The 19006-nt window shown below is 39.0% G+C and carries 20 protein-coding genes; 13 read left to right on the forward strand and 7 right to left on the reverse strand.

Going from position 1 to position 19006, the window contains the following annotated elements:
* Positions 1-6: 6 nt before the first annotated feature.
* The 4 genes from CD03_RS0127170 to CD03_RS0127185 all read left to right on the forward strand — a co-directional run bounded on the left by CD03_RS0127170 (position 7) and on the right by CD03_RS0127185 (position 3417).
* Complete coding sequence (locus tag CD03_RS0127170) at positions 7-1086, forward strand: substrate-binding domain-containing protein (protein ID WP_027296320.1); 1080 nt, start codon at positions 7-9, stop codon at positions 1084-1086.
* A gap of 20 nt (positions 1087-1106) precedes the next feature.
* Positions 1107-1547, forward strand: a complete 441-nt coding sequence (gene rbsD / locus CD03_RS0127175) for a D-ribose pyranase (RefSeq protein WP_027296321.1) — start codon at positions 1107-1109, stop codon at positions 1545-1547.
* A gap of 141 nt (positions 1548-1688) precedes the next feature.
* A complete protein-coding gene (locus CD03_RS0127180; RefSeq protein ID WP_052378001.1) occupies positions 1689-2927 on the forward strand; it encodes an ROK family protein in 1239 nt (412 codons plus the stop codon).
* Between the two features lie 55 nt (positions 2928-2982).
* Entirely contained in the window at positions 2983-3417 is a 435-nt protein-coding gene (locus CD03_RS0127185; RefSeq protein ID WP_027296323.1) for a DUF3887 domain-containing protein, read from the forward strand.
* Positions 3418-3426: 9 nt separating this feature from the next.
* Here the strand turns inward: CD03_RS0127185 and CD03_RS0127190 are convergent, their stop codons facing one another.
* The 4 genes from CD03_RS0127190 to CD03_RS0127205 are packed head-to-tail and all read right to left on the reverse strand — an operon-like array spanning position 3427 to position 7184.
* Positions 3427-4200, reverse strand: coding sequence for an ABC transporter ATP-binding protein (locus tag CD03_RS0127190; protein ID WP_027296324.1), 774 nt, complete (start codon positions 4198-4200; stop codon positions 3427-3429).
* A 40-nt stretch (positions 4201-4240) separates the two neighbouring features.
* Complete coding sequence (locus tag CD03_RS0127195) at positions 4241-5056, reverse strand: ABC transporter permease (RefSeq protein WP_044289702.1); 816 nt, start codon at positions 5054-5056, stop codon at positions 4241-4243.
* A gap of 15 nt (positions 5057-5071) precedes the next feature.
* Positions 5072-6142 (reverse strand): ABC transporter substrate-binding protein, encoded by a 1071-nt coding sequence (locus CD03_RS35010; RefSeq protein WP_242849162.1) that lies wholly within the window; start codon positions 6140-6142, stop codon positions 5072-5074.
* Between the two features lie 43 nt (positions 6143-6185).
* Positions 6186-7184 (reverse strand): radical SAM protein, encoded by a 999-nt coding sequence (locus CD03_RS0127205; RefSeq protein WP_027296326.1) that lies wholly within the window; start codon positions 7182-7184, stop codon positions 6186-6188.
* A 349-nt stretch (positions 7185-7533) separates the two neighbouring features.
* On the opposite strand from CD03_RS0127205, the gene rplM reads away from it, so the two are divergent.
* The 6 genes from rplM to CD03_RS0127235 all read left to right on the forward strand — a co-directional run bounded on the left by rplM (position 7534) and on the right by CD03_RS0127235 (position 11560).
* A complete protein-coding gene (rplM, locus tag CD03_RS0127210) occupies positions 7534-7962 on the forward strand; it encodes a 50S ribosomal protein L13 (protein WP_027296327.1) in 429 nt (142 codons plus the stop codon).
* Positions 7963-7979: 17 nt separating this feature from the next.
* Positions 7980-8372: a 30S ribosomal protein S9 gene (gene rpsI, locus CD03_RS0127215; RefSeq protein ID WP_027296328.1), complete on the forward strand. Its 393-nt coding sequence runs from the start codon at positions 7980-7982 to the stop codon at positions 8370-8372.
* Between the two features lie 565 nt (positions 8373-8937).
* A complete protein-coding gene (locus tag CD03_RS0127220; RefSeq protein ID WP_027296329.1) occupies positions 8938-9552 on the forward strand; it encodes a TetR/AcrR family transcriptional regulator in 615 nt (204 codons plus the stop codon).
* 80 nt (positions 9553-9632) lie between these two features.
* Positions 9633-9875, forward strand: a complete 243-nt coding sequence (locus CD03_RS35015; protein WP_052378002.1) for a PLD nuclease N-terminal domain-containing protein — start codon at positions 9633-9635, stop codon at positions 9873-9875.
* Between the two features lie 4 nt (positions 9876-9879).
* The gene (locus CD03_RS0127230; protein WP_027296330.1) at positions 9880-10800 is read left to right on the forward strand and encodes an ABC transporter ATP-binding protein; all 921 of its coding nucleotides are present in this window, start codon (positions 9880-9882) and stop codon (positions 10798-10800) included.
* Positions 10793-11560: an ABC transporter permease gene (locus CD03_RS0127235; RefSeq protein ID WP_027296331.1), complete on the forward strand. Its 768-nt coding sequence runs from the start codon at positions 10793-10795 to the stop codon at positions 11558-11560. Before CD03_RS0127230 ends, CD03_RS0127235 begins: the two co-directional genes overlap by 8 nt.
* On the opposite strand, the gene CD03_RS39660 is transcribed toward CD03_RS0127235, so the two are convergent.
* Positions 11546-11737 carry a DUF6783 domain-containing protein gene (locus CD03_RS39660; RefSeq protein ID WP_334291703.1) on the reverse strand — a complete coding sequence of 64 codons (192 nt, stop codon included), beginning with the start codon at positions 11735-11737 and terminating at the stop codon, positions 11546-11548. The genes CD03_RS0127235 and CD03_RS39660 overlap by 15 nt on opposite strands.
* Positions 11738-11867: 130 nt before the next feature.
* Between CD03_RS39660 and rsgA the strand changes: the two genes are divergently transcribed.
* Positions 11868-12866: a ribosome small subunit-dependent GTPase A gene (gene rsgA, locus CD03_RS35020; protein ID WP_081820389.1), complete on the forward strand. Its 999-nt coding sequence runs from the start codon at positions 11868-11870 to the stop codon at positions 12864-12866.
* Positions 12867-12883: 17 nt separating this feature from the next.
* A complete protein-coding gene (locus tag CD03_RS0127245) occupies positions 12884-13840 on the forward strand; it encodes a GNAT family N-acetyltransferase (RefSeq protein ID WP_027296332.1) in 957 nt (318 codons plus the stop codon).
* 60 nt (positions 13841-13900) lie between these two features.
* Here the strand turns inward: CD03_RS0127245 and CD03_RS0127250 are convergent, their stop codons facing one another.
* Positions 13901-15442, reverse strand: a complete 1542-nt coding sequence (locus tag CD03_RS0127250) for a helix-turn-helix domain-containing protein (RefSeq protein ID WP_027296333.1) — start codon at positions 15440-15442, stop codon at positions 13901-13903.
* A 16-nt stretch (positions 15443-15458) separates the two neighbouring features.
* On the reverse strand, positions 15459-17228 hold the full coding sequence (locus CD03_RS0127255; RefSeq protein WP_027296334.1) for a sensor histidine kinase: 1770 nt from the start codon (positions 17226-17228) through the stop codon (positions 15459-15461).
* 284 nt (positions 17229-17512) lie between these two features.
* On the opposite strand from CD03_RS0127255, the gene CD03_RS35025 reads away from it, so the two are divergent.
* On the forward strand, positions 17513-18916 hold the full coding sequence (locus CD03_RS35025) for an ABC transporter substrate-binding protein (protein WP_052378004.1): 1404 nt from the start codon (positions 17513-17515) through the stop codon (positions 18914-18916).
* The last annotated feature ends 90 nt before the right edge of the window (positions 18917-19006 follow it).

Here is a 19006-nt window from a genome sequence, read left to right on the forward strand (position 1 = left end):
CAAGGTATGAAGAAAAGAGTGGCAGCATTAACGATGGTTTGTGTACTCGCAACAATTTCACTTGCAGCCTGTGGGACGGCGGATTCAAAAGGGACAACAGAGGGCGGCTCATCGGCTAAGACAGAGGCAGGTACAACAGAAGCAGCAAAGCCGGAAACAGCAAAATCAGAAGCGGAAGCGGATGCAGCGGATGCGGTGGATGAAGCCATTACGGAAGCAGCAGGTAAGGCTTCCGGTGAAAAATATAAGATTGTATTTTCTTCCTATAGCCAGACCGCACAATTCCAGGTACTGCTTGCGGAAGCCATGCAGGATTATGTCAGTGAAAAATATGCGGACACTGTGGATTTCAGTGTTTTAGACGGAAATATGGATTCTGCAACCCAGGTGGGCCAGATCGATAACCTGATTGCACAGAATGTGGATGGAATTTTAATCTGTCCGATGGACGGGGATGCACTGGTCCCGGCAGTAGAAGCTGCAAATGAGGCAAAGGTTCCGTTGATTACAGTAAATGCCCAGGTAAATTCCGATGAGGTCCTGGCGCATGTGGGTTCCGATGATATCGTTGCAGGAGAACTGGAAATGCAGTATGTAGCAGATCAGCTGAATGGTAAAGGAAATATTGTGATTTTACACGGACCAAATGGTATCTCCGCAGAAGTACTGAGAAGAGAAGGCTATGAAAATATATTAAAAAAATACCCGGATATTAAAGTTTTAAGCGAACCAACCTGCAACTGGTCCAGAGAAGAGGCTCTGTCCACAACAGAGAACCTCTTACAGGGAGCCGATGAGATTCAGGCAATCGTAGCACAAAATGATGAAATGGCGATGGGAGCACTGCAGGCAGTCCTTGATAACGATATGGGCGATAAAATCATTGCAACAGGAATTGATGCCATTGACGATGCAAAAGCGGCAATTGAAGCAGGAACGCTGTCAGCGACCGTATTCCAGGATGCAAAGGGACAGGCAGAAGCCGGCATTGATGAGATACTGGATATTGTGAAGGGCGGAGAACCCAAAGATGTATCAATCCCGTATGTTCTGGTAACCAAAGATAATATAGCCGATTATAAATAGAATAAAGAAGAGGGGTTTGTATGAAAAGAGGCGGGGTAATCAATAAAAAACTCAGTGAACAAATAGCAGGATTGGGGCATACGGATTATTTTATGATATGCGACGCAGGCTTTCCCATTCCGGAAGGCGTGGAGAGAGTGGACCTTGCGCTTGCATTTCAGATTCCAACGCTTAAGCAGTGTTTAAAAACCGTGTTGGATGAGGTTGTTGTTGAAAAGGTTTGCATAGCCGAAGAGATGGAGATATATAATCAAGACGGCTATGGGTTTGTTAAAAATGTGTTTGTGAACCAACCGGTGGAATCTATGCCCCAAAACTTACTTGCCAGGATGGCAAAAAAATGCAGGTTTATTTTAAGAAGCGGTGAACTGGCTCCTTATTCCAATGTAATAATGCAGGCAGCATCAGGCGTTGAAGAATATAAAAAAGCATTTATTATTGATATGGATCAGATAACTTAGAGCTATGAAAATGAAAAAGCGGAACATGCTCTGTGTTCCGCTTTTGATAGTTCAAGGCTCTGGCAGTTCAAAAAATTTGAATACGCAATATAATTGTGAATTCTCCAAACTGCTATGCGGACGCTATATACGACTGTTTTTATGGAAGAAAAATTTATACAGAAAAGATGTGACTTTACGAATATGGAAGAATTTGGTATAATGGAACAAATAATTTTAGAAACCCCGGTGGCTAGAAAGGGGAAAATAGGGATAGTGAGTATGAAGAGTACCAGCATGGAATTAAAAAAGATCAACCGTAACAATATCTATCGGCTGATTCTGAATGACAAGAAGATATCAAAGCAGGATGTTGCCTATAAACTGCGTCTAAGCCTTCCAACCGTAAGTCAGAACCTGTCAGAATTAATGGAGATGGATTTAATTGAGGAAACAGGAACCTTTGAATCGACAGGAGGCAGAAAAGCAAAGTGCCTCTCCTGTAATGGGCGTGCGAAGGTGGGAATTGGACTTGATATAACCAAAAACCATATCTCCCTGGCAATTGTGGATCTGACAGGAAATATGGTGGACTGTATCCGGGTCAGACGTACTTTTGAGGCGGACAAGGCATATTATGAAGAGATACGGTCGCTTTTAGAGCAGATCGTTGAGAAAAACCAGATTGACCCCAAAACGGTGCTGGGAGTTGCAGTGACACTGCCGGCGATAATCGGTGGGGATCGAAAGAGTATCCCACAGGTGTATTTATTCTCTCTTCCTCCTGATTTTTATGAGGAATTAAAAGAGTATATCCCATACCCTTATACTTTTTATAATGATTCAAACGGAGGCGGATTCGCTGAAATGTGGTATCGGGAAAAAGGAAAGAATATTCTGTATCTGTTTCTGGGGCCTACCGTGGGAGGTGCCATTTTGCTGGATGACAAGATTTATTATGGAGATAACCAGAGGAGCGGGGAATTCGGACACACAACGCTGGTGCCGGGCGGTAAGAAATGTTACTGCGGAAAAGAAGGATGTGCGGATGCATATCTGGCTTCCTCCATCTTATCGGATCAAACCGATGGAAGTCTGGAAAGATTTTTTAAGCTTCTGGATGCAGGCGACGACCAATGCAGGAAAATATGGGAAGAGTATGTGTATTATCTTTCTGTACATATTAATAATCTGAGAACATTTTTTGACTGCAAGGTAGTATTGGGCGGTTATGTCGGCGGATATATCAAGAAGTATATTAAGGATATCCAGATCCAGGTAGCCGGGCGGAATACCTTTGAAAATGATGGCAGCTATGTGGAGGCCAGTAATTTTTCCTGGTGGTCATCTGCGGTAGGCGGAGCGCTGTTATATGTTTCTGAATTTATAAAAGAAGTTTAATATAATACTGTTAATCAAATTGAATAGAGTTGGAATAAAGACCAGGGGAGGCAGCATGGCAGGCAGAGTCAAAAATGCAAAAATGCTTTTTTTAACAGGTTTTATTCTGCTGCTTGTACTAAGCACAGGGTGTATGAATAAAAGCACAAAGCTGGCAGAGGGATTTGATGCGGAGGAATTAAAGAAGGCTTCCGAGCAGGTAGTGGATCAGGTTAATAAGAATGACTATGACAGTTTTATTAATGATGCAGGAGATGAAGTAGCAGAGAGTATTTCACAGGAGAAGTTTGAAAATGAGGTTGTGGCATATGCGAACAGCAAGGGAGCCTTTCAATCTTACGGAAAGCAGGCCGTTATCGGGAAGAAGTATGAGAAAACAGGAGAAGACTGCGGTGTAGTGGTAATGGCAGCGGAATATGAAAATGGAACAATACAGTATACCATAAGCTTTACAAAAGAAATGAAATTGAATGGGCTGTGGTTAAAATAATAGGGTAAATCAGGAGCATGAGAATAAAATGTTCCTGATTTCTTTTTTTGTACGGATAAATTCCGGGGAGTCCAGGCAGGAGGAAGAAGGTGAATCTATGGTAAAAGCCGGTACTTTTATTTCTTTTAAAATACCCCGTGGACATTTTCCAAATATATAAATGCGGTCAGCGAGAATCATAGCTTCTTCAATGTCATGGGTTACAAAAATAATGGTTTGTTTTAACTTTTCCCAAATGGAAAGCACCAGCTGCTGCATTTGAAAACGCAGCATGGGATCCAGGGCTGAAAAAGGTTCATCCATTAAAAGAAGCTGGGGATGCAGGATTAAAGTGCGTGCAAGGGCAGTCCGCTGCTGCATACCGCCGGATAATTCGTTTGGATAATAATTTTCAAATCCGTTTAAATGAACCAGACCGATGTATTCACGGATAGTCTCTTCCTGATCTTTTTTGGAAATGTGCCTGCGGTTTAGGCTATAAGCGATGTTTTCCCGGACATTCAGCCATGGAAAAAGAACTGGTGCCTGGAATACGACCCCGCGGTTAGAAGCAGGACCGGTGATTGCCTGATTTTCCAAAAGCATTTTTCCGGTGTCCGGGATCTCAAATCCTGCAATCATATTCAGAAGTGTGGTTTTTCCACAGCCGCTTGGTCCCAGAAGCGCTACAATTTCATTGGGATTTACGGATATGTTCAGGTCCTGAAATACACAGATAGAATCCTGAAAAGAGGAGCGGTAGCTTTTTGATACGTTTTGAACGGTTAAAAGATTATGGACCATGAGAAACTCCTTTTTATATACAATTTAATGCAGCTTAAATTTATTTAGCATTACACTTTTTGACAGGATAAAACAGATTGCAGATTTTTACCAGCAGAAAATCTGATACTTTGCCGGTTACTGCGATAACCGCCATGCAGGCAAGTACGATATCCACATGTCCAAGCATACGGGCATCTGTCATGATAGCGCCAATACCTTTTGTAACACCGGTGACTTCACCCAAAACCAGGTAAGCCCAGGAGATTCCAAGACCCAGGCGAAGACCTACCAGAACGGAAGGGAATGCACTGGGCAGGGTCACCGTCCAAAAAAGGGAAAAAGAACCTGCACCCATCATTTGACCTGCACGCAGATAGGAATCAGGAACTTCTTTTGCACCTTGGGCTGTGTTCATATAGATTGGGAAAAAGGTAGCAAGGGATATGAGAAAATGCGTACTTTTTTCGCCAACGCTGAACCAGACAATTGCTATGGGCAGCCATCCGATACCCGGAACTGTTCTCAGAGCATGGACAAACGGATCAAATACTTTCTGCAGCAGGCGGACTCTTCCGGTGAGAAAGCCCAGGATTACGCCAAGCAGTGCGGCGGTCAGAAACCCTTTTAAGACGCGGAAGCAGCTAATCCACAAATTATCAAAGAGTTTACCGGAGTAGGGAGTGACTTTTGAATTACCCAAAATAAAATCAATAATTACGTTCCATAGTTTCTGGGGAGAGGGGAGTACATATTCTGGAACAGCCCCTCTGCTGGTAGCCAGGTACCAGAGCAGAAGGAGAATTCCGGGAATTAATAATCCCCACAGACCAGAGGTTAATGTTGTCAGAGTATTTCTTGCATGTTTTTTGTCCATAGTGCCTCATTCTTGTCATTGATTTTTCTTTGCATTTTCCAGGAAGGTAAGATCGAATAAGGAATCAATGTCAGGCATCTTTGTAATGATACCGAGATCCAGCATTTTCTGCGCCAGATTTTTGGTGTTTTGGATAAAGGCATCATCGATATCCCAACACAGCTCGATATTGTTGGCTGCAATCTTCAGAAGATCCTTTTCTGTTCCGAATTCTTCCGCCTTATCCAGCCAGGCGTCCTGATTTTCATTTAGATACTGAGTTGCCTTGATGTGGGCATCAACCATTTTCTGAACTTCCTCAGGCTTATTTTTAATCGTGTCTTCCGTTACGATCATAGCCGCATTAATGGTTCCGATGCTGTCATCAAAATATGGATAGCTTAAGATTTTCCCATAACCATTTTTAACTGCTTCAGAAGGGTAAGGCTCGCCGCTGCAGAATGCATCAATGGTACCGTCAGCAAGTGCCTGGCCCATATCAAAGAAGTCAATCCGAACCAATTCCACATCTTTTTCCGGATCGATGCCATTGCGTTCCAAAACATCTAATAATAAAGCATGATGCATGGTGCCGGGAACATATGCAATGGTCTTGCCCTTTAGATCAGCCTCGGTTTCGATTCCTGAATTTACCCCGGCTACCAGAGCAGAACACTTGTTGCACAGACTGGTTACAATGCGGACCGGTTCATTATTGGACGCAGCGGTAATGGCTGTTACCAGGGTAGTTCCGGTCATATCCAGACCGCCGGATAAAAGGGCAGTTTTCTGGTCTCCGGGATTTGTAAATGGGAGAACTTCTATACCGGAGCTTTTATCGATAAACTGGTCATAAAAGAAGGGCTGGATTGTCTGGGCGGTTTTCCAGGTACCGACTTTTAATTGCGCGGCATCTGGTGCAGCCGTATCTGCGGGGGCAGCATTTTCTTTTGCGGATGAACTTTCGGATGCTGAAGGGAATTCTTCTTTTGCATCATCCGTGGATTTTGTAAATTTTTGACAGCCGGCAGCAAATAGCATACTAAAAGTAAGTAGCAGGATCAGAAATAAAAATGTAAGTTTTCCTTTAATGGTGTGCTTTTTCATGATATGTATCCTTTCATATAAATTATATATTCAGACCTGAAAATTAATCGTTTCCTTCCTGATAAACGGTGTACCCACTATTTTGAAACCATTGTTTTGCTGTGTTTACATCGAACTGTTTCCACTTTTCATTTGGAAAACAGCAGGCATCTCTGGGAATGGCGCCTGTTTCTATTACAACTACATTGGCACCAAACTGAATTGCCAGCTCACTTGCCGGATGTACGCAGATTCCCGGAACTTTATAGCCGCATGCCAGCCTGGTAACTGCGATAATCTGGGCAAGTCTTTTATCACTGATCTGAGGGAATTCTCCGAGAGGAGTACCCTTGACCGGAACTCTTGCCATTGCGCCAGATACAATAGCGCCGTAATCGATAGTCATTTGGCAGATGTCTGCAATTTCTTCATTTGTATGTTCAATACCCACCGGTTCTACCAGGAAAACCAGCTTCAGGGGAGAATTTTTGCATGCATTAAGAGTTGCAGTACGCTCCTCTTTTTTAAATCGGGTATCTTTGCCTTCGCCTAAACGTAAAGAGTGATAAATGAAATCCACACCGCGTCTGGAAAGCTCGTGAGCTTTCGTAGTATCAAATTCACCGACGTTTAAACCGATTTCGTAGGTGCCCGGTACTTCTTGGCGAATCGTCTGAATGAGTGCTTCCAAAACATCCAGGCTGTAAAACTCCGTTGTTCTTAGTACAATCCAGCGTACTGTATTTTCAACATAGTATCTCACATTATCGATAATCTCTGACTCGGAAAAATCCCGTTCCACTTCAACCAATCCCCATTTTTTTCCAAGAGAGCAAAAATCGCAGTTCATCGGGCAGGCTTTAAAATCAACTCCCATAGCGCCCCAAAGGTAAGCACGTTTTTCCGTAATTGTTTGAGCAGCCTCAAAAGCTGCATTTCCAAGTGCCTCAAATGCCGGAGAGTCCAGGGGAATGGACAGAAGGTCAATCATGAGCTGCCGGTCAAGGGATTTCTGATTTAAAGCTGCATTTTTTGCATACTCGATTTTTTCTAATATATTCATTGTATTCTCCTTCAATAAGCTTTATAATAAAAGTCTAGCATATTTTGTGGAATTTTGGTGGTTAACAATATAGCTTTTTGGTAAAAATTTTAGAAAGTATAAATTTTTTACTGTTTTGTGGAGTGATTCAAAAATGATCTTGTTTTAGATCAGTGAAGCTAAAAGGAAACTGCCCGTTTCAGAAACAAAAATTCGAAAAATTGTGGAAAAATGTGTGAAAAAGTTATTGACACACACGGTGATGTGTAATATAATATCTCAATGTGACGTAGTACGTAGACGTTAAAAACCAAAGCCCCGGTGAGACGTTTTACTATAGAAACAGTTAATTATCCAAGGAGGTAAACCAATGAAGAGTTTTATGGCGAGTCCAGCAACAATTGAAAGAAAATGGTACGTAGTTGACGCTACAGGATATACATTAGGTCGTTTAGCATCAGAAGTAGCTAAAATATTAAGAGGAAAGAACAAACCGATCTTTACTCCTCACATCGATACAGGTGATTACGTAATCATCACAAATGCAGAAAAAATCCAGGTAACAGGTAAGAAATTAGATCAGAAGATTTATTATCATCATTCAGACTACGTTGGTGGAATGAAAGAGACTACCTTAAGAGAAATGTTAAACAAGAAGCCGGAAAGAGTTATCGAGCTTGCAGTTAAAGGCATGCTTCCAAAAGGACCTTTAGGAAGATCCATGATGACAAAACTTCACGTGTACACTGGTGCAGAGCATAATCATGCAGCTCAGAAACCAGAAGTATTAACATTTTAAGAAGGAGGTAAAAAACATTGGCTAATGCAAAATTCTACGGAACAGGAAGAAGAAAAAAATCAATCGCAAGAGTATATTTAGTACCTGGAACAGGTAAAGTTACTATTAATAAAAGAGACATCGACAACTATTTAGGTCTTGAGACATTAAAAGTTATCGTACGTCAGCCGTTAGTAGCTACAGAGACCAACGATAAATATGACGTTTTAGTAAACGTACATGGTGGTGGAACAACAGGACAGGCTGGTGCCATCAGACACGGTATCTCCAGAGCATTACTTCAGGTAGACAGCGATTTCAGACCAGTTCTGAAAAAAGCAGGATTCTTAACAAGAGATCCAAGAGCAAAAGAAAGAAAGAAATACGGACTCAAAGCAGCTCGTCGTGCACCTCAGTTCTCCAAGAGATAATAAGAAATATTATAAGAAAATTAACAGAACCCTTGAAAACTCAGTGTTTTCAAGGGGTTCTCTATGTCTAAAGCAATTATGTGAAAGCCTAAAAAGTTATGAAAACATGTTCGTAACAGACAAGTAGCGGACACATAACAGACAAAAAAGGGGTATTTGAGATAAGACTTATATGGTGGTAGATCAACAAGCGTCAATAGGATATAATGACTTTTGGTCTGTTCCTTTTGGCATTACTTACATTCGTTTTTTCGTTTTGTAAGTAGTTTTACATAGCAAAACCGCCCTTGTACTTTGGCGAGTAAGGGCGGTTCTTTAACTAAACTTATGGGTCAACCCCTTGTGGGCGGTTGTTCCTTTTCTATCTATAATATAACATAACATGATATTAAATTCAATAAAAATTTGAGTAATTAAACAGTTTAGAATATTATCAGAATCTGTGGGTAACTAACACGTAACTGACAAATGGCTCATGAAACGCCTATTTTTGGGGTTCGGAGTTCTCCAATATTGACAGTTTGTCAGTTGCGTGTTATTCTATAATAAATTAAGGAGGATAATTATGAGACAGGTGAAGGAACCGGAAGTTCGCAGGGCAGAAATTATCCAGTCAGCTAAAAATTTGTTTTTGATAAAAGGTTTTACAAATGTTACGACGCAGGATATCGTAGATGATCTGAAAATTTCCCGTGGATTGCTTTATTATCACTTTAGGTCTAAGGAGGATATTTTAAAGCATATTGTTGAAGTAGAAGCTGCAGCTGTAAATATGTCACTGCGTAAAATAACATTTGACAATACGTTAAGTCCGGTAGAAAAAGTAAAACTATTTTTTAGTGCGACGATTATTCCTGAATCAGCTAATACAAGAGAAAACCGTTCTTTACAAGAAGCAGTCCGGATGCCTGAAAATACTTATATGATAGATCAGATTTTGCGAAAGTCTGCGGAAACTATGGCGGAGTATTTTGAGTCCATTTTAGTTCAGGGTAATAACTCTGGGGCATTTTCTGTAGATCATCCCAAAGAAGTCTCCGTTTTTTTAATAACATCTTATCTGTTTACTTTAAACAGCAGGGATTTTTATGCAGAGGATATGGAGGCTGCCAAAAAGTATTTAACTGTTTTCAATCAGCTGCTAGAGAAAGTATTAGGCTGCAAAGAAAATACATTCTAATATCAACGATACTTTATGGTGTCGTTGATATTATTTTGATAACTAACTGACAAGTTGTCAGTAATAAAGGAGATGATTTTATGGGGATTCAACTCACGATGGAACAAATCAAGAATTTAATTCCGATACTTGTTCCCATTATTTTACTGCAAGGTGTATTAATGATTGTGTCACTAATCAGTATTCTGCGAAAAAACGCATCTTTTGATAAAAAGCTTATATGGATGATTGTTGTTATTGCGGTAAGCCTGATTGGACCGGTAATTTATTTTGCATTGGGAGCAAAGCAATTGGATGAAGATGCATCGGATGGAAAGGAGTAATTGTATGGACGCCATTACAACAATTGGTTTAACCAAGCAGTACAAGGATTTTCATGCAGTGGATAACCTCTGTTTAAATATTCCACAGGGTTCGGTCTGTGGATTTTTGGGAAGAAACGGAGCCGGAAAAACAACTACCATCAGAATGCTGGTTGGGCTGGCACGTCCCACCTCAGGAAAAATTATCCTTCACGGCAGAGAACGGGTTTATGGAGAAAATAGCAATTCTGATATCAGCTATTTACCGGATGTACCCAGCTTTTATAGTTATCTTGCGGCACATGAATATCTGGATTTTTGTGGCAGACTGTATGGAATGAGTGCGAAACAGCGTGGGATGCGGACAAAATACCTATTAGAAAAGGTTGGATTACAAGATACCAAAAAAGCAATATCCGGATATTCAAGGGGGATGAAGCAACGCCTTGGAATAGCCCAGGCACTTATGAATTCTCCGAAAACTATCTTCTTAGATGAGCCAATCAGTGCCCTCGATCCTATTGGCAGATATGAAGTGATGGAAATTATTCGTTCCTTACAAGGAAGTGTGACCGTGTTTTTCTCCACGCATATCCTTGCTGATGTGGAGTCCACCTGTGATTATGCAATCATTATGGACCATGGAAAGATTGTTGAGGCCGGTTCAATGGGAAAAATAAAGAAAAAATATGCGGGAAAGTCGGCACAGATTAAATTCTACACGGAGGAGGATTGCGAACGAATGATGAAGATTTTTTCTAATTGCAAAGATGTTCTATATGAAAAATGCAATAATTTTGAGTTAAAGCTTTATGCATCTGATATGCAGATGCTAGGAAAAATACTCCCTCACATGTTGTTAGAATCCCAGGCAGTTTTAGAGAAATACCAGGTTTCAGCACCCACACTGGAGAATATTTTTATGGAGGTGACATCGAATGAGTAGTTTTATAACCTTTTATAGAAAAGAATTGATTGAAGGACATCGTACTAAAAAGATCTACATTCTGATGGGTATTTTTATGTTATTTGGAATGGCAAGTCCGATTTTAGCGCGCTATATGCGGGAAATTATCAGCCTTGCCATGGGAAGTGAAGCTCCAATACTCGTAACGGAACCTGTGTGGACGGATAGCTGGGGCCAATTTTATAATAACCTGGCACAGATAGGAGGAATATCCATTCTCTTATTATTCATGAGTGCTGTCTCCGGTGAAAAAATCAGTAAAACAGCAGCATTAACGCTCACGAAAAATCTCCCCCCTGCACATTTTATTATTGCAAAATACTGTGCGGCTGTCTTAATAGTTGTGGCAGCTTTTTTACCGGCATTACTATTATGCTGGGGGTATACCTATTACCTGTTTGGCATTGCAGGCCGGCTATGGGATGTATTCATTAGTGCTGTCTTATATCTAATGTTTGCTATTGTTTTGCTTGCGGTTACGATATTGGCAAGTTCCATAGCAAAAACGGCGGTGAGCTCTGCAATCTTTGCATTTGGAGGATATTTACTCCTGATCGCTTCTGCTTATCTTCCAGCCATTGGGGGATTAATGCCAGGGAGATTGCTTTTGGCATCGGCAGGCGCAGTATCTGGTATTGTTACTGTTCAGGGAGTAGCTGGTCAGATACTGGTAGCGATTGTATTTGTTTTGGTATGTATCTGGAGTGCTGTCAGACTGTTCAAATCACAGGAAATTTAGAATGCTAGAGCTTGTTTTAAAATTGCTTTCTGGCAGCTGTGCGTCACAGTTTGTGGGAGATTTGTCCCGGATGAAGGGCGCGTAGCGGGCTACGTAACCTGAATTCGGGGCAAATAATAACCCGATTTTGATATTCGAAAGGAGTGAATGTATTATGAAAAAACTGGAAATGGTGATTTGTAATTAATTTAATACTGTGTACACAGAGTCTAAGACTGATGTGTGCGTGTAACCCTTTCGTAAATACTGTATAAAACAGACTTGCCAATGGGCAAGTTTTTTTGTACCCAAAATTGGAGGAAATAATTTGAAAATAGTTAAAAAAGAAAGTATTATTAAGGGCCGGATCTGTGAGGTCCAACGTAAAATCTATACAATCGAATCTAAAGATGGAATTGTAAATGCCCAGTTAAAGGGCACGTTTTATAAAGAGGATAGGGATCTTCCGGCAATTGGTGATTATGTTATGTTTGAACATAATCCTTATGGAGTTTCTTTGATCAGAGAAGTCCTTGAGAGAAAAAGCATTTTGAAGCGGCCAGACCAGTCAGGACATGCAGCAGGATTTGTTAAAAATATGAAAGAACAAATATTAGCTGCAAATTTTGATTTCGTATTCATCGTTGTTTCATTGAATAAAGATTACAATCTTAATCGCATCACAAGATATATTACGGTAACCTTGCAGGGTGGAGCCAGGCCGGTTGTGATCCTATCTAAAGCAGATCTCTGTGAAGACAAAGAAAAATATGTGAGAGAAGTGAGCTGCATCTCAGAAAATGTAGATGTATGCGCAGTCAGCGCACTGACAGGAGAAGGGATGGACTGCCTCGACGCATACTTGCAAGAAGGCAGAACGATTGTTTTAGCAGGATCTTCCGGGGTTGGGAAATCAACTTTGATAAATGCAATTACTGGAAAAAACATTATGAAGGTTAGTGAAATACGTGAATCAGATTCGAAAGGACACCACACTACCACACATAGACAGTTAATTACCCTTCCATCGGGGGTGACAATCATAGATTCTCCAGGGATAAGAGAACTGGGGATGTGTGAGGTGAATGAAGGGTTAGAAAACACATTTACGGATATATCAGAACTTATCAGCCAATGCCGTTTTTCTGATTGCAGACATATGACGGAACCTGGCTGTGCTATCATAGGGGCTATTCAGAATCAGACACTGTCAAAATCCAGGTGGGAATTGTATTGCACCCTGAATGAGGAAAATAATTCATGGAGAGGAAAAAGCAGTACAAGATCCGGTAAAATGAAAAAGAATAAGAATAAAAATCAAAGATAGCATAGGAGGTGGCGGAGGTGATAGAATTAAAAGATTTAGAGAATAGATATCTGAAAGGTGCGGTTGCACTTGCTGTAAATGAATATGAGCAGGAGCTCAGGAGTTGTAGATTATTAATACAGGATGATTTTAGGGATAAGCTTAGCCATACCATAGAAGTATTATTCCAAAACAGACTTGGAAAAGCCGCAATTCTGGACAATACTCTAATCGGCTATTTGGCCTTCACAGGCCCGATAGAAGGAGCTTTTGGAAATGTGAGAGGGGTATTTTCACCAATTGGAGGAAGTGCGTTTTCAGGAACGGACAGAGGCAGACTGGCATCTCTTTTATTTGCAGAGGCAGCAGAAGAGATCGTCCAAAGCGGGATCTGTGGATTTGCTTTGAGCAGATATGCACACGATGACGAAGCCGGCAGAAGTCTTATTATGAATGGGTTTGGTATAAGATGTGCGGATGCAATGCTTAGGCTGTCTGACAGAAAAATTGTGGAAAAAGCAGATAGGGAATTAAAATGCAGAGAGCTAACAGGCAGGGATAAACGATTAGCAGAGCCACTGAAAATGGGGCTGATACACCATCTTCGTAAAGCCCCCACGTTTTTTTGGAAAAGTACAGATGAAAATTCTGAATGGTTTTACGAAGATCATGTCAGAATCTTTGCTGCTGAAAAAGACCGGAAAATTATTGGTTATATGGCTCTGGACGATGTGGGGGAAACTTTTTTATCAGAACATCCGTCCATATCTAATATATGTGGTGCCTATGTGGAAAAAAATTATAGAAAGTATGGTGTGGCACAACAGTTATTGGAATATCTATGCCAGATATGTGAAAGTGAAGGTAAGACATATCTTGGCGTTGATTGTGAAACAATGAATCCTGCAGCATTAAGGTTCTGGGGGAAATATTTTGAAAATTATACTTATAGTTATGCTAGAAGAATTGATGAACGTCTGTTGGTTATGAGGTAGACCTCAATAAAAGTTTACAGACATTTTGCAGGGAGAAATGTCTGCAAAGTGTCTGTAGTGCTATTTTGTTTCTTTGCACTTTTCACGAAATTCTTTTGGAGTGATTCCAACATTTTTTTTGAACGTTTTGTAAAAATGTCTTGGATCATCATAACCGATTGTACTTGCAATTTCAGATGCAGGAAGAAGGGTATGTGACAGCAGATATTTCGCCTCATCCATTCTGGTTTGCAATAGATAATCTATTGGAGACATTCCAAATTTTTTCTTGAAGATAGATGAAAAATATCTTGGATTCAGATGGAATTGGTCTGCCATTATTTTTAGTGTCAGGTTATCACTAAAGTTACCTTTAATAAATATTTTTGCATACTCCAAAATGTTTTGGCTATCATTTTCATTGGAGCAATAAGTAAAAGAGTTTTGTATTTCCTGAAGAACAAAAGTAATAATTTCTTCTTTATCCTCACAAAATCTCCATTGCTTTGCTTCAAAAAACTGTCTCCACTGCTGTTCATCTACGCAGAAATCAAGGCGTATTAATAATAGATAGATTTGATGAACGAATAGCTCCATACTATAAAAAATATGACTGGAATGGGAGATGAGCGTAGTAAGCGTATTACTTATTTCTTTCATATTCTGAGAACGTAATTGTTTTTCTAAATTCTCGAAATCTAGTCTAGAAATCGGATTCATAGGAGTAGATGGCAGGTCAATGGGTTCGTCTGAGTACACTTTTCCATTCCCAAGTGTATATCGTAACTGAATTCTTTTTTCACAATCCTTCCTAAGCATTGCATCAATATTTGTTTTAATTCTGCTAAGACCTGTGGTCACCGTATTTCCTGAAAGGTTTTCTTTGCCGGTAAAATGCTGAAGTATGCTTAAAACATGGTGGTCCAGTACATCTTTATAAGAAGAAAAAAATAGGATATAGCGTTCTGCTTTCATACCAAGAGATATTATTCTAAATGAAAAATCAGAAGCGCTGGAAAGTACGCTCTCTAATTTTTTATACAATGATTCTATATTGCTGTAAACATTTTGATTAAATTTACTTACATGAAATAATCCAAGGCGATAATATTGTTTTTTTTCTTCATGTAGAAGTGAGATCATTGTTTTGATATCTTCTTCACTGATAATATCATCCATGCATTTTTGAAACAGATGGGTGAAAGTTAATATAGAATGTTCTTCCTGCATGGAAGATATAAAATGAGTAGTTTTAACAGAGTCTATTCCTTTATGAATTGCATCGAACAATTTTTCATTTGTAATGGGCTTCAACAAGTAACCCTCTGCCCCATTATTAATCGCTTGCTGCACATATTCAAATTCGGCATATCCGCTAAGAACAATAAAATAGGGAAATGGATCAATGATAGAACAGGCTTTTATAAGTTCTATGCCGCTCATTCCATCCATGCGTACATCAGTAATAATGATCTGAGGATGTTCATTTTGAATTATATCCAATGCCTCTTCACCACTTGCACTTTCAAGTATTTCCTGAAAGAAAAAATCTCCTTTTGTTAAACGTTTTGCCAGAGATTCTCGAATCAGAGCTTCATCATCTACTATAAGTATTTTATACATTCATAATCCCCCTGGTCTATATTGTTTGTGCTGGGATAGTCAGCATGATACACATACCTTTCTCCGGAGCACTGTCTATGCTTATCCGATACTGATCGCCATACTTTAATTTCATGCGATGATGTATATTTAAGATACCGATACTGTCATTTTTGCTTTTAAAGTCAAATAAAGGTTTCACCTCTAATTCATTCCTTAAATAATTTAATTTATCAATAGTCAAACCATTCCCATCATCTTTTATTCTGATCTCTATATCGTTCTGAGAAGAGCTCATTTGCACAGAAAACCAGATGTTTCTGTTTGATTTTCCTGCAAATCCATGGTTAATTGAATTTTCGATAAAGGGTTGAAATACTAATTTTATAATACAGTAATTTAGGCAATTTTCGTCTATATCAATATGGAATGTGAATTTATCACGAAAACGTATCTGCTGTATATAGACATAATTACACATATAATCAATTTCTTCCTGCACGGATACGATACCGGCGGAACTGTGATTAATACAATAGCGTAATAGGTCTGACAATTTAGAATTGACGATCATAGCGATATCACTTTTTTCTGTTTCAATTAAAGAATTTACTACTTCTAGAGAATTGAATAAAAAGTGGGGATTAATCTGAGCCTGCAAAGCCATGAATTGGGCATCTTTTTTTTTCATTTCACTGATATAGTTATCTTCAATTAATTTTTTCAATTGAATAACCATATTAGAAAAGGTTCGGTCGAAGATTCCAATTTCATCTTTTCCCAGATCACTTTTTTCCAATTCCAGGTTCCCCCTGCTTACTTCATTTACTTTATTGATAACCATTTGCATTCTTTTTCCTATGCTTATAGAAATTAAACTTGCGGCGATACAGATAAGTAGGATTAATATAAGTATAAAGACCGTGATGGTATGATTCAAAGATTGTAAACTCTCTGCAGTATCTTCATAGGAAAAATAATAAACTGCCCGGTAACCGTTTGTGGATGCAAGACTTGTAATATAGCATCCATTCGATGTCTGGTAATCTAATACATTTGTTCCACTATATAAATATTGATAATTTTCTTTTAGATAAGTAAGATACTGGTTGGTATCAGTAAATGTATTTCCATATATGTAATCACTATTTTTATTTATGATGAACAGTCGGTCCATTGATTGGTGCTCTACAGACTTAATACTACGGAAAACTTTTTCAGGAAACAGACTCAGTTTTATCACGGCAGTAATGTAATCTCCATTAATAGAATAAATAGGTTTTAAAACAGTTAGTAGTTTTACGTCAAATGTACCTTCATTATGAATGAAATATTTACCATAATAATTATCTTTAAAATAAGGCAGCCAATTTGCATCTGCAGTTTTAATGGATTTTATAAAGCTGCTTTCCAGATGTTCTGCATATCCTAAGGGGTATAAAGAAATACTATATAAACCATAGGGAAATTGATTATTCAGTACCTGTTGAAACTCCTGATTTATATGATCTAAATCTGTTTCGGTCAAATTTTCATTATCTAATATATTTTTGATATTCATGTTACTGCTTAGGCTGCTCAGCGTGGTATTAAATGTAGTTAATTTATAGTTAATATTATCAACGTATTGTTCCAGGAGCTGCTTTGTTGTATTTTTTGCTTCCTGTGTGATAAGTGAGGATGCATTTTGTTTGATATAAAAATTTACAATAACAATTGAAACTAATAATATGAAAACGATAATGGATAGAAATTTATTAACAATTTTTGTATTATTAATATAGCGATGGTAAAAATTTATTTTCATTCTAAGCGTTACGCCCCCTTTATACAACATATAGCATTTACTAATTGTTCCGGATAGTATTCCGGAATTGTATTTTTATTTTACATGTGATTGTAGGTTTTGTCCAGTGAATAGTCGTGCCTTAGATTAAAAAATTGGTAATTATGTGGGTAAAATAGATGGAAAAAAATGTTTAATTATTAAAAACTTACAATTTTCCACACATATAATTACAAATATACATTACGTAAACATATTGTGAATGCTATAATTGCGCTTATAACAGTGAAAACGAAAGGAGATTTATGAGAGAAAAAAGAAGGTTTAGAAAAGGGATAGCTTTATTAATGGTTTTTACTTTTACAGTCTCTGTTGGGATGACAGGATGTGGGGATGCCGGTACAAATGATAAGGAGGAAAGTAATGTAGGGGAAACGCAGGTTGGCAAAGAAGGGGATACAGGCCAATCCAAAGACAAAGTAAAAGTCCGTATGGTAACTTATCTGGGAAATCCCCAGAGAGATGCCCTGATACAAGAGATTGTTTCGAAACTAGACCATATTGAACTTGAAATTATTACACCACCATCCGAACAGGCAAATCAGAAAATAGATGCAATGCTCCAATCAGGTGAGGCAATTGATATCTTGGAATTCAACGGAATCAATGTAAACTATGTGCAAAATGGGTTTATAGAGCCGCTCAATAAATATGTGGAGAAATGGAATGAATGGGAGAGTGTTAGCGGGTTATTAAAAGATCAGTTAACTTCTTATGACGAGAATATATATTCCATTCCCTATGGAGTTTATGAGAGAGCTCTCTTTTACAGAAAAGATTGGTTTGAGGAGAAAAATTTAAAAGTGCCTGAAACATGGGAAGAGCTCTATGATACGGCGAAAGAATTAACAGATCCATCCCAGAACCGATATGGATATTCTTTTAGAGGGGGAGCTGGAACGACTGGATTTTTACAGATGACTGTTTTATCCTTTTTGAAAAAAGATGCTATTGATATCACTACTCCGTTTTTAACAAGAGATGGAAAGAGTGCATATGCACAGCCCGAAGCAATAGAGGCTATGGAATTTTATAAAAAATTATATAATGATGCATCACATCCAGACTCGATATCATGGGGGTATCCTGAAACTGTGGAAGCTTTTTATTCTGGAGTAACCTCTATGTTAATACAAGATCCAGAAGTAATTGCCACATGTGAAGAGTATATGGAAGAAGGAACCTGGGATGTAGCACCGCTTCCGGTGGGGCCAGAAGGAGAAGCATTATTCCCGGCAGGATTTGCAGGATGGGCTATTGCATCTAAGTCTGAAAACAAAGATGCGGCATGGGAAGTAATTCAGGCATTATCTTCCGTAGAGGGAAATTCTTATTTTTGTAAGAAAAATGGTAATATTCCTATCCATACAGAAGCTCAGAAAGATCCATTTTTTAGTGATGGATATTATGGGTGTTACGTAGATATGGCAGAGCAGCCAGATAAATACATTGGATATGTTGATGGCGGAGAGGAAAGATACGCAAGTGAAGAAGAAGTTGCAATTTTAAAAGACTTTGGAGCATCATCAGATTCACTGACGCAATCTATGCTGTTAGGACGTTCTACACCCCAGGAATTGTCAGATCAGTTCGCTGAATTTTATTCATGGGCAAAAGATAGTGAGTGGGTGAAAAACAGGTATCAGTAATTTCTCATAATGGCTGTTCTCTGCTAGAGCGTGTCAGAAGGCAATTATCAAACACGCTCTAGAAGAAGAGAACAGCCATTGCTAAAGAAA

The sequence above is a fragment of the Robinsoniella sp. KNHs210 genome (genome assembly GCF_000686105.1).
GTDB classification, from domain to species: domain Bacteria; phylum Bacillota; class Clostridia; order Lachnospirales; family Lachnospiraceae; genus Robinsoniella; species Robinsoniella peoriensis.